At 57.4% G+C, this 12475-nt stretch carries 8 protein-coding genes; 5 read left to right on the top strand and 3 right to left on the bottom strand.

Annotated elements, in window-relative coordinates:
* Positions 1 to 382: 382 nt before the first annotated feature.
* From V1283_RS43335 to V1283_RS43325, 3 genes are all read left to right on the top strand, one after another.
* Positions 383 to 994, top strand: coding sequence for a DinB family protein (locus tag V1283_RS43335; protein WP_334392692.1), 612 nt, complete (start codon positions 383 to 385; stop codon positions 992 to 994).
* A gap of 498 nt (positions 995 to 1492) precedes the next feature.
* Entirely contained in the window at positions 1493 to 2302 is an 810-nt protein-coding gene (locus V1283_RS43330; RefSeq protein WP_334392691.1) for an SAM-dependent methyltransferase, read from the top strand.
* Positions 2303 to 2817: 515 nt separating this feature from the next.
* The gene (locus tag V1283_RS43325; RefSeq protein ID WP_334392690.1) at positions 2818 to 4656 is read left to right on the top strand and encodes an outer membrane protein assembly factor BamB family protein; all 1839 of its coding nucleotides are present in this window, start codon (positions 2818 to 2820) and stop codon (positions 4654 to 4656) included.
* A 312-nt stretch (positions 4657 to 4968) separates the two neighbouring features.
* Here the strand turns inward: V1283_RS43325 and ltrA are convergent, their stop codons facing one another.
* Positions 4969 to 6300, bottom strand: coding sequence for a group II intron reverse transcriptase/maturase (ltrA, locus tag V1283_RS43320; RefSeq protein ID WP_334386373.1), 1332 nt, complete (start codon positions 6298 to 6300; stop codon positions 4969 to 4971).
* Between the two features lie 608 nt (positions 6301 to 6908).
* Here ltrA and V1283_RS43315 point away from each other — a divergent pair.
* Positions 6909 to 8591, top strand: coding sequence for a sensor histidine kinase (locus tag V1283_RS43315; RefSeq protein ID WP_334392689.1), 1683 nt, complete (start codon positions 6909 to 6911; stop codon positions 8589 to 8591).
* Between the two features lie 520 nt (positions 8592 to 9111).
* Here V1283_RS43315 and V1283_RS43310 read toward each other — a convergent pair.
* Both V1283_RS43310 and V1283_RS43305 read right to left on the bottom strand, forming a co-directional pair.
* Complete coding sequence (locus V1283_RS43310) at positions 9112 to 9435, bottom strand: hypothetical protein (RefSeq protein ID WP_334392688.1); 324 nt, start codon at positions 9433 to 9435, stop codon at positions 9112 to 9114.
* 1071 nt (positions 9436 to 10506) lie between these two features.
* Positions 10507 to 11145 (bottom strand): phasin family protein, encoded by a 639-nt coding sequence (locus V1283_RS43305; protein ID WP_334392687.1) that lies wholly within the window; start codon positions 11143 to 11145, stop codon positions 10507 to 10509.
* A gap of 418 nt (positions 11146 to 11563) precedes the next feature.
* Here V1283_RS43305 and V1283_RS43300 point away from each other — a divergent pair, with 418 nt between their 5' ends.
* Entirely contained in the window at positions 11564 to 12064 is a 501-nt protein-coding gene (locus V1283_RS43300) for a phasin family protein (RefSeq protein WP_334392686.1), read from the top strand.
* Positions 12065 to 12475: the final 411 nt, after the last annotated feature.

Raw genomic sequence — 12475 nt, 5'->3', positions numbered from 1 at the left:
TTGGTCCATTGTTGACCGCAGAGAGGTCGCTGCGAGTCTGCTTATGGCACTTTTGAGACATGCCGACTGCATTGAGCGATGTCCGCTTTCAGGGGTAACTCGGAAGACATTTGCCCACACTGAGTTCTTCTCAGTTTGACCCGTTCCGGAATTCCGCGAGGCTTTGCTTCTTCTGTCCCCCCAGTCTGTCCGGTGGCTGACACGCCATGAACCAAGATCCGTTTGGGGGACACGGACACGTGCATTCCCCGATTGGCGCTTGGGCCGTTCTCGTACGGCTGGCCAGAGCAAAACGGGGCACTCGCGAAACTGAAAGGGACGAGGTCGGAACCTTTTTCTCGGCTTCTTCTTATTTCTTCAGGTCGTGTCGGCTCGTAACAGCATGATCACCCAAGAGCACTTCAAACTGCTTGCTGCTTACAACCGTTGGGCTAACGCCCGACTTTACGCGGCAGCTCTTGACCTATCAGAACTGTCATACCGCCTTCACACCGGTGTCTACTTCGGTAGCCTCCACGGAACACCGAATCATCTACTGCTGACCGACAGGCTTTGGTTGAAACGATTGACCGGTGAAGGCGACCTTCCAAACGATCTTAATGCAATCTTGTATGAAGACCGCATCGAACTAACCAAGGCTCGTATCGCAGAAGACAATCGGATGGTCGAGGTCACCGGAAAGTACGATGAAACAGCACTGAGAGGTCTTCACAGTTACAGAACCACATCCGGAATGCCACAGTCACAGGTTCTCGCGGATATTCTGCTGCATCTATTCAATCATCAAACTCATCATCGCGGCCAAGCGCATGCCTGTCTCTCCATCCTTACTGGTGGTGAGCCGCCGTCGTTGGACTTGTTGGCCTTTCAAAAAGGCGGCGCAGCGCCAAACCTCGAAAAACTAATTGCCAGCAACCCAGCAGATTGCGAGAGAGATAAAGTGCACGATGACCGCCGTGGTCCGAAGGCGCGCTCGCAAAGGGATTCGCCCTAGCGGTTGCCTCGCCTTCCTGCGAACTCCGACGGCGATAACCGGCAAGAGACCGTAGACACCCCATCCGGGCAGAACTACAAGGCGGCCTCTAGACTTGCAGTCTAGGATTGGGGTGTCACGTAACTCATGATCGCGTCAATGGTCGATTTTTCGTCGCCGGCTCGTCGATCCCGTCGGAGAGGATAAAATCGCATAAGAACGCACGGTTCTGCTTGACCGGGGCTCGTCATTGAGGTGAGAATCTCCAGCGCTTTCAGAGGTTACAGGAGTACCCTTGGACATTGTTCTGGCGCTTCAGTTGGTCGCGGCGATCGTCATCGCGTTGTTCGTAGCATACAACATTTTTCATTACGTACTTTTTCTCTTGGTGACTCAACCGAAGGACGCGAGCAAGATCGGCCACGAATTGAATCAATTCGAGCAACGCCAACTATCGAGTGGACACCGCAGCCGAGCGACTTTCTCAAGCACGACGACGAGAAGCGTACATACGATGACGTGTTCGGCGCGTATCGCGACGAGCAAGCGAACTACAGCACGTGCGTTTTTCCCCGCTTCGCGTTTTCGCGTCCCTACGAAGCCGAATACGTTCTTTTGAAGCCGAAGGAAGGGATGCGGGTGTTGGATCTCGGGTGCGGATCTGGCGCGGCGGCCTACTACCTCGCCAGCCGACGAGATATCGAAATTGTGTGCGTGACCAATTCATCCGTACAGGCGGACATCTGCCGGCGAAAATTTGCAAAACTGGGTGGGCGCGGACAGGTGATCGTCACCGACTTCGACAGCCTCGATCTCCCGAGTGAGAGTTTTGACGCCATCTATGCGCTCGAATCGATCGGCTACACCAAAAACTTGGACGCTTGGCTGGTGCGCTGCTGGCAGATGCTCAAGCCGGGAGGAAGCCTGCTAATCCGCTCACCAGGGTCGTTGGATCATTGTCGGCGTAAGGAGGATTACCTCAGCGTCACCGTCTTCTTCGACAACTGGCGCTACAATTTTGTCGGCGCCAATCTTCTCGTCTACAAGATGCGCAGACTGGGCTTCGAGGCGATCCGTTATCGGCGACTGCCATTCTGGGCCTGGGGCCTCACGTGGAACTTCATTCAACACTTGGTGTTGTGGAAGTACCGGCTAAAGATGCGGACATTCGTGGAATTGGAGCGAATTATTTGGCGCACTTCGAAGGTATTTGTCTTCGGCAACCCGTACAACACGGTGCTGGCTACCAAGCCCGAGGCAGCATCTTGCTCCCGGCAGACTCTTGCATCCTCAGAAGCATTGGATGGTGTTGCCGAGACTGACCGCTAAAGCGACCCTTCGTTCATTGCGGCCGAGGGCTGACATCATCTAAAAATCTCGAGGCGCGAGGTGCTTGATGGATTGGAAAACCTGCGCGACAGATGTTTCTCCACATCGTTCAGCCATGTCGGGTTTGGCAGGATTGGGAAACTTCTCGAATCCAATCGTCACATCTCTGAATGGACTGCCGGGTCGATGGCACGCTCAGATTTTTATCGACGACCTTAGCAAAACAGCACTTCCGGAATTGCTCGGCGATTGCGTCCGTGACTTCAGTTATTGGCACCTTTGAGACATGCCGACGGGCAGTGACGATGTCTGTTCTTAGGGGTAGAGCGGAAGTCGTCGATGCGCCGCCAAACCGACGCAAATGACCCGATGCGGATATCCGACCCGCGAATCCTCGCGATAAACCCGCTCTGGGCGCGGCATCTGTTTGTTGAATCAGGCACGTTGGCAACCATTCCGGTTGTGCTACGCTGCAACTGCCCTTCTCATCGCAAAATCAATGCCGGTGAAAGACGATGAAAATACACGCCGCGACAGTCGTCCTGTTGATCTGGTTTTGCTTCCCGGCGGCAGCGCAGCAGACCGGCGCGGCCCTCTATGCCCAACGCTGCGTGCAGTGTCACGACAGCAGCAACAAGGACATTCGTGCGCCGAGCCGCACCGTGCTGAAGTCAAAGTCGTTCGATGAGGTTCTGAGCGCGATCACCACGGGCACGATGGCATCCTTCGCACAAGGGCTGACCAATGACGAGCGGACGGCCATTGCCTCACTCGTCACCGGAAAGGTCGCGGAAGCCCCGCATGCGACGGCCGACAAGAGTGGGCAATGCGCGCAGAACGAGGCCGGCTTTCCGCAAGCGATCGACGGGCCGCAGTGGAACGGCTGGGGCGCGGATCTCAACAACAGCCGGTTTCAACTGGCCGCGATGGCTGGCATTGCTCCGGACCAGGTCTCCCGACTGCGTCTGAAATGGGCGTTCGGATTTCCCCTCACAACCAACGCCAACGCTCAGCCAACCGTTGTTGGCGGCTTGCTGTTTGTTGGTGGCGGCGACAGCAAGGTGCGCGCCCTTGACGCAAAAAGCGGATGCACCCGATGGGCGCTTCCAACCGAGGCGGCGGTCCGAACCGCCATCAGTTTTGCTCCGCTGGATAACGATCAGTTTGCCATCTTCTTTGGCGATGTGCGCGCCAACGTCTACGCCGTAAATGCGATGACGGGCGCACTGATCTGGAAGAGCAAGGTCGACGATCATCCAGCGGCCCGAGTCACTGGTTCACCAACCGTCTATTCCGGCGTTGTCTATGTGGGGGTTTCATCGATCGAGGAGGTCACGGGGTCTCGCCCCACCTACCAATGCTGCACGTTTCGCGGCAGCGTCGTCGCGCTGAAAGCCGAGACCGGCGCGCAGATCTGGAAGGCCTATACCATCCCCGAAGCGCCGCATCCCACAAAGTCGAATGCCATCGGAACCCAGCTCTTTGGTCCGGCCGGAGCGTCGGTATGGTCCGCACCGACGATCGATGTTCAGCGCAAGGCGCTCTATGTCGCGACTTCGAACAGCTATTCCGACCCGGCAACAGACACCAGCGATGCCATCCTCGCGTTTGATCTTGCGACCGGCCGGATGATTTGGCATCAGCAGGCCACGCCAATGGACAGCTTCGTCGTTGCCTGTTTAGGCACCGACCAGACCAATTGTCCGGAAGACCGCGGCCCCGATCACGACTTTGGCCAATCGCCCATCTTGGTGAGCTTACGCAACGGACAACGCGAGCTGGTCATTGGCCAGAAATCCGGCGTGGTCCATGCGCTGGATCCCGACCAAGAGGGCAAGATCCTGTGGCAGACGCGGATCGGCAAGGGTGGCCCGTTGGGAGGGACCGAGTGGGGCTCCGCCGCGGACCAGGACCGAATCTATGTCGCCAACTCGGACGTGCGGTTTCTTCGCGACGGCACGAGGCGTCTTGATTCAAACGAAGGTGGAGGCCTGTTCGCACTGGATCTTGCGACCGGGAAAATCGCGTTTCAGGTGGCGCCGGTTGCATGCGGCGACCGCAGCCAGTGCAGCCCTGCCCTCTCCGCAGCGATCACCCTCATTCCCGGTGTCGTCTTCTCGGGCGGGGTCAGCGGCTATTTGCGCGCCTATGCGACCGACGACGCACGGCTGCTTTGGGAGATCGACACCGCGCGCGACTACACCACGGTGAATGGCGTTTTGGCCCATGGTGGTGCCATGGACGGACCCGGGCCGATCGTCGTCAATGGCATGCTGTACGTCAATTCTGGCTACTCGCAATGGGGCGGTCTGCCCGGCAACGTTCTGCTGGCATTCGAGGTCGGCAATCCTTGACAAACGAAGTCTCGGAATTGGCGCCGGCAATCGTGATACTGCGTCCACGTCGCCTCTTGGGTACTTTTCGGACATGCCGCAGTAGTCGCCGAGTGTCCGTTGTTGAGGTGATGAACGGACCAAGCTCAGATGTGGGCCGAGGTCTGAGTTTGGTAGAGTCGAGATGTGGGCGCGGTGGCTTTAGGTAGAACATATCTGTTGCCGCCTCTTTCGTCTGGCGGTGCCTTAGTAGTTCAGCCGTGACTCCGTTTCCACATCCCGCTCATCGAACCGGACAGGCAGATCTCCCGCATCCGGCTCTCGGACAAGACTTCACGCCTTCACCCACGACACGTCGTGCCCAAGCCGGCTTAGGCGTACGAGCCCGAAGTGCCCGTAGAGATGCGAGAGTGGATAGGTCCCGCCCTTGCGTCGCCTGACCTTGTGCTTGATGCGCAACCACCGGCGCAACCGCACAGCGGTGTAATTGTCGATCGCCCGATACGCTATGTTAACAGTGCCAACGCTGAAGTAGTTGGCCCATCCGCGTAGCGCGCGGTTCAACCGATCCACCAACTCCGTGGTCTCTTGCCAGGTACCCGTTCGGTCGGTCAGGACATGGACCTTCTCGACCATGTGCCTGATGCTTTTCTTTGATGGCCGTTGGCCCAGGCGGGCCTTTCCGGTTCTCGCCGAGTACATCCGCCCAAACGTGTATCCCAGGAAGTCGAACTCGCCTTCCGGCACCTTGCAGATTCGTGTCTTCTCCTCGTTCACCGTGAGCTTCAACCTGCCCATGATCTCGCGCAGTCGCTGCAACGCCTCATCGGCGGTGCTTTTCCGGCACAGGATCACGAGGTCGTCGGCGTAATTCACGATGCGCGTGCCGAGGCGGTGCTCCAGCCCGAGCTTCTTCCAGCCCAGCACAAACCGGCGCATGTAAAGATTCGCCAATAGTGGTGAGATGGGTGAGCCTTGCGGGATACCGCGCCGACAGTCCCGAGCCTCGGTCGTGCGTGTCTTCCGGCCTCGATCGTCGGTTTCTTCCACGGGGCACTCCAGCCACATCTTGATTAGATGCAGCACACGCCGATCAACAATTCGGCGCGCTACCGACTTTAGGAGTTCGGCATGGGGGATGCTCCCGAAGTAGTCCGCGAGGTCGGCGTCAACGACTTCCGGATGGCCTCGGAACAGCAGCCCTTCCACCTCGATCACCGCCTGCTGGGCGTTTCGCCCGGGACGGTACGCGTATTGTTCTGGTGGAAGGTCGGCTTCGAAGATCGGTTCCAGCACCAGCATTGCTGCTGTCATGCAGACCCGATCCCGCACGGTCGAGATGCCCAGCGGCCTGAGTTTGCCGTTGGCCTTCGGTATGAACACTCTTCTGATGGGGTCCGGTCGGTAGCTCTCCTCCCTGAGTGCAAGCGCCAGTTCGCCAAGCCACCGCCGCACCCCATACGCCTCGACGTCCGCGAAGTTCTGGCCGTCCACCCCTGGTGCGCCCTTGTTGGAGCGGCACTGGGCATAGGCATGCGCCAGGATGTCCTCGCGGCTGATCTTGTCGTACAGGGCGTAGAAGCGATACCCGGCTTCTGCCTTCGCTTTCGCGTGCAACGCCTTCTGCAGTTTCTGAACAGTTTTCGGAGTTGATAGGTTGCCCAATCTCCAAATCCCTCACCACTTGTTGCGTCTGTCTTGAACTGAGGCCCCTTCCCTCCACCGGCATTACCCGGCTTCAGCGGTACTACGAACCTCTCCGCCACCCCATGGCGTCCGACCTGTCCCTCGCGGGCGTTCGGTTGGTCATCGCTGACCACGCCATGGGGCTTCCCGTGTTGCGTACGCTTTCCTTGTGTACATGCTGTCGCCACTACCCCGGCGCAGCGGCTGGGCGTACTTTTCGCTCTGCTTCACCCAGCCGTATCAGCCTTCCCCGAAAGGGTTGTCGGGTCGGCCTGCGCATTGTCCTTTTCGAGGATTGCTCAGCGTTCACTCGCGTTACGGCCTGCACACTCGCGCTGTCACCAATTCGTGACACGCTAATCGAAGGCTTCAGCCACTTCGTTGCCTCCATGACTGCTCCGATTGCTTCCGGCTGGAGCGGTTGCCGGGTGGGGCTTGCACCCACTGGAAAGCGCCGCCTTTTCACGGCGCACACCCGGTACGGACATCGGTAATCGTAAAAGTGGTCTTCGTTGTAACCCCTGCAGCCTTCCAAATCCGAGCTTTAACGAGTTACGATGTTGCCTCGTGATAGTTGGGGAGCAGGCATGAGACCGCGCCAGTTCATGGGGCTTGCAGGTGACGCGGCAGAAGCGGGACTGCGGGCGAAATCGGCGGCAGTCCGAAACTCTCTTCAAAAAGACGCACCAGATTTCCCGTTGATTGTTGCAAACCTGCCTGCAACCGCCCAGCAAAAGGCTGTTGCGGTCGGCGTCGCCATCCTCCTTGCCGTTGCAGCGGCGGGGATCACGCCGTTCGCGAACATCCAGTTGGGTCGGGTTGACGCCTTCATCCCGGTCTTGCAGACCTGCTTGGGAATCGTCGATCTCATCACCGCTGCTCTTCTGTTTGCTCAGTATTCGATTCAGCCTCAGCGGGCTCTTCTCGCGCTTGCAAGCGGTTACATGTGCAGCGGTTCTTTCGCATTCCTGCAGACGCTGGCTTTTCCGGGTGGGTACGCGCCCGCCGGTCTGATCGGCGACGGCCCCAACAGCCCAGCTTGGATCTACGTGCTTTGGCACACCACATTTCCGGCAGCGATCCTAGTCTACGCGTTCACCAAGGATGCAGCCGTGGTTGCAAGGCCGGGCAGATCGGCAATGGCGACCATTGGAATCACGATTGCCTGCACCATCGTAGTGATAGCTGGACTGACCTGGATCGTGACGACGAAGACGGAACTTCTCCCGAGCTTCTATCTCGCTGACGTTAGGGTCCAGACGGCCCTTGGCAATCAAGTCAATGTCGGGCTTTTGCTCTGGTGCGCTACTGCGCTGGCGGTGCTGCTATTTCGCAATCGCACAATTCTAGATCTTTGGCTGATGCTGACTTTGCTTGCTTACTCCCCAAATTTCTTGGTGGCGATCATTGGCAGTTCGGTACGATTTTCTGTGGGCTGGTACGCGGCCCGTTGCTTTGTCTTGGTTGGCAGTTGCATGTTGTTGACGGTATTGCTGATTGAAACCATGGTTCTCTATTCGCGCCTTGCCAACTCGTTGACATTGCAGCGACGCGAACGGACTAATCGGCTCTTGAGCTTGGAAGCCGTCACAGGCGCCATCGCTCACGAACTGCGAACGCCTCTCGGAGCCATCGCGCTTAATGCCAGCACGGCCCTCAGCCAGCTGAGGTCGGCCCCTCCCGAGCTAGAAGGCATGGAGGACGTCTTAAATGACATAGAGGCCGACAGCCATCGCGCTGCTGGGATGATCAAGAGCATTCGTGAAATGACAACCAAGACGATGCATCGAAGCGCGCAGGCAAACGCCGAGGAAGCCGCGCAGCTTACACTAAGATTGCTAAGCCACGACCTCCAACTCAACCACGTATCGGTCACGGTGGAGTTTCAAGGTAACCTTCCTGATGTGCAGTTTGATCCCATGGAGCTTCAGCAAGTACTCCTGAACCTCATCAGAAACGCTATTGACGCAATGCAATCCTCGCACCGTGGCGCACGACGGCTCCACGTGAAATCCAGCCTCGGCGATCAATCGACCGTATTGTTGTTAATCCAAGATTCCGGACCCGGAATTTCGATCGAAGACCGACAGCGGATATTTGATCCGTTTTTTACAACAAAATCAGATGGTATGGGGCTGGGGTTGGCAATCTCTTCGACCTTGGTTGCTAACAGTGGAGGCAAATTGACGCTGATCAAGTCTGACTCCGACGGCTCTATTTTTGCGCTCGCCATGCCCGTCAGCAGGGAGCTCCGACGGGAGGTTTCCTAACTGTGCCCAATCTTGGGGACGCGACCCGCTGGCCAAAACTGCTGAGGTCTGCTGTTGGCACTTCTCGGACGTGGCCGCTCGGATTGACGATGTCGGTTCTTGAGGGCAAAGCGAACTTCCCAGTTGCGCGCCCGGACTTCCCGCTTTGACTATCCCGGACGTCTGCCGGTTTCACGGCTCATATTCCGTCGTGCTTAACTGCTGACGTCGCCGCGGCGTTCGAAATTGCAAACGTCAATCATGAAACATTTGAGTCGCATAGCCCGCGAGCCAGAAGCAATGCCAACTCATGACCGGGTTTGGACCGCTCTTCAAAGCGGCGTAAGCAAGCCTTAACCAAACCGGGGTTACTCTCAGATCGGGCATTCTGTGGGGCGTTTGCGTGCTGGCTCGCAGCCAGCTATAGCCATGGCGCGTACAATGGCCATAGACCCAGAAGTATACTTTGTGCCCGCGTTCTCGGCTCTCAGCCAATCCGCCCGTGCTCAGCTCAACGAGCTGCAGGTGCGGTTCCGAGTCTTTAAGATCGACGGGACGGGCGCTGGCTAGGATACGGTTCTTCCAATGAGGCATCATGTGCTCTCCTAGCCTTAGCAGGCGGGAGCAGACGGGTGACGTTTGCCGCGACATGCTTGCGATACAAGTCGATCACGTCGGCAGTCTTTCCGCCACTTATCAGCATGGATCCCGCTTCAAGAGCGGCGATCACCTTTTCGCTGACCATTAGGCGAGTTTCTTCTGCGGCGTTCACTTTGCCAGCCACGATACTCCGAAGGCGAACATCGATCACGTTATTGCACTCGACGGCCAACATGAGGGCCGGATACCACGGGTAAAAGAACATCTCGCTGTCTCCTGCACAGCGGGATGCTGCACATGCTAAGCGAGAGGCGCGTCAATGGTTGCAATAATCAGGCTCCAGGCGACCGGATAGAACCAACAATCCGTCGGTAGGTCGGCACCCAGGCCGTGTTCCAGCTTTCCAACGTCACGCCGCACTCTGAGCACTCGAAGCTATCCACCTGGCGCTCAGGGGCCATCCCCTCCGTGCGGCGGTAGACAGCTCCACATCGACAAGTTCGGTGCTGCTCGTTCATAATCGATAACATACGCCTGATTTGCTTTGATTCCTACGCAAACATTGGGTGAGACGCTGGAGCAGTAGCCGCGGCGCAGATAGGACCAAATTGCAGGCAGCGCTGCTTTTGACAGACAAACACCGCGACCGAGTAGGGGCATGTTCCCGGTTCGCGGCGCCAAGCCGGGAGCATTGGAGGTACTCACCGGCTCTGACGCTGATATAAGCGTCGACCTTCGCTCGGCAACAAGCCTTGCGAAGCTTTAACTCGCTATGGTGGCCCTAGATGTTCCGGCGCCTGCTTGTACTTGCGACAAACGCCTAGTGATGGCGATGGTTCGCTTGACCGGTTTGTCGGTTCTCATATTCAATTAAGCCGGTTGAGCGAATGTCTGCACGCACTGATGATGCCGACGTCATTTTCGACGGAACGATGGGCCTCGAACTGCTTCTGGAAACGTCCAAACCAGTTACTCTCTTACAAGCATCGCCTTCGAGCTGCGGGCCTTACTTTATTGGGAGCTGACCCGCTTATCCGGCTGAGCGCTTATGAGGCAAGGCCAGACATCGTGCGCAGAAGGAAGAAAAGCCTTCGGGCGAGGGCATCCGAGGCCCCTGCGAAGGAGCGCTGAGTTGCCTCTGACCTACTTCGCTTCGTGCTCAACGTGATGCTAGGCGAGATGATGCGAGGACGGCGCGCTGCGCAGGACGGGCCGTTTATCGTAGCGTAGGACCGATCTTGATCTATGCGTTGGCTTGGATAAAATCTCCCCGCCCAGGAAGGCAAAAGCGGCTGAAGGCAGCCGCTCTTGCTCATAGTCGAACCTGTATGCCGGGTTAGGCGGTGCGCCGGATATCTTCCATACTTTGTTTGATCTGCTTTCCGGCGTCGTCGGCCATTTTGAGCGACATGTCGGCTATCCGACGGCTGCTCTCCAGGGCAGTTTCCACGGTCTCTCGCACCATGTCACTTTGTACGGCTGCAAAGTCCTGAGGAGTTCGGCAAGCCCACAACTCGTTCATGTGCTCCATGCTCTTCTCGAGTTGATGCCGAACCATCTGGAAGTACTCTTGAGACATTCCACCCATCACTCTGGCAGCAGCGGTGCCAGTGTAAAGCAGAGTTTGGGTGTTGCGCGCCGAGCGTTCCGTTGCCTCCGTTGCCTGTTGCACCCCTTCTCCTGACACGCCGAGCGTGCGACCGAATTGCTCGGTAGACCGTCCCATAGCGGACGTCGCCGCTTCCAGGCCGAAGCGCCAGGCGTTCTGCAACGTCTCGACGTTTTGCTTGAGCAGGTTCGCACTTGCTCGAGCCACTTCCTCCCCGGCTTCAGCCGCTGCTTGCCCGACACGCGCAGTCTGATCAGCTGCAGCTTGTCCGATACGGGTGGTCTGCTCAGCAGCACTCTCGCCGGCGCGGCGGGCTGCGTCTTCCATGCCTAGCGTAGACTTATCCTCCTGGCGTGGATTTGCCATCTTCGTTCTCCGCTGATTGGTTGATGACCCCAGCTCCTTGCCGAGAACGCAATCTGGGTGAGACCGTTCCTAAGCCCCGCACAGTCTTTCCGCCAATGTCGCTAGGAACGACGGCTACATGTTCCGGTTATGCCGCAGACTGGCTCTTCGCTTGCTGCAAATCGGCTGGCTACTCACGTCGCGAGGCTCAGCAAATGCTCTCTGCTGATATTGAAGGAGGGCGCACATATAGTTTTACCATAGGGTAACACTGAGCGACGAGATGACCTCCCGCTCATATGCCGCGAAGAGGGCTTAGTGAAGAGAGGGCTTAGGGCGGCTGCCCCTCTGATTCTGCTTTTGGATCAAACATCAGCGCGCCGCGTTGAGTACACGAATGACCGTCGTGCTCGACCCAATCAATCCTCGGAGTTGTCAAATGAGTAAGCGTAAACCGGCAACTAAGTCAACGCACAGCCGCGGCCCGAAAATAGCCGCTAAGGCCCGTCGGGTCGCTCAGGCTGTTGTTAGAAGTCCCAAAGACAACCGTCTGCCCTCAGTTGGGGCAGCCTCGACTGAATCACACCCAGAGCGACATAACGAAGAAGAGGCTCTCGTGGGTGATCCGATGACAGTTTTTCACGAGGCTCGCCTTGAGCCGGCAACAGCCATACAAGATGAGCCCAATAACGTTCCAACGAAAGGATCTGATTTTTCTTCAGCCACGGCAAACGTGCGAGCTTTTCAAGCGAAGTTGCTGGAGGTGGCACAAGCCAACATGCAATTTGGCTTTGAGTTCGCTCAGAGGCTTGCGACGATTAAGTCGCCCGTCGAATTTCTCAGTGTTACTGCGGAATTCACGAGCAAGCGGAGCGCCATGTTTCTGAAGCACTCGAAAGAGATTGCTGAATCAAGTATCAGGAGGCGAACTGCCCTATGAATATCCGTTCCGTTCAGCTCAACCCAATCATCTTATTTTCGAGCTAACGGGATACACGTCGCTGCCGGAGGGTATCGCTGGTTTCAAGCCTGATGCCAAATCACCACCTTCAACAGACCGGGTGTGGATGATGGGAAAGGGCAGACTTCCAGACGTTGAGTCCGCGGGACATATGCCATGCGCGCTTGGCCGGGAGCCCCAAAAAGACTTTTTCAACACTATCGGCACTTACAACACTATCGGCACTTAACGGACTTGGAGCCAGCGCTCTGTTAGGTCTGCTGTTGCGTTCAAAGCGGACACCGTCGGACCTTGCCCCGCACCTTGAGTTACTATTTTATTTCGAGGGTTAAACCAGGAGCCGCGAATGGTACGCCCACGCCAACGTGTTTGTTTGCAAGACGGTAGCAC

Source organism: Bradyrhizobium sp. AZCC 2262 (assembly GCF_036924535.1).
Lineage (GTDB): Bacteria > Pseudomonadota > Alphaproteobacteria > Rhizobiales > Xanthobacteraceae > Bradyrhizobium.
The sequence above is the reverse complement of the archived record's forward strand: the minus strand, read 5'-3'. Positions and strand labels throughout refer to the sequence as shown.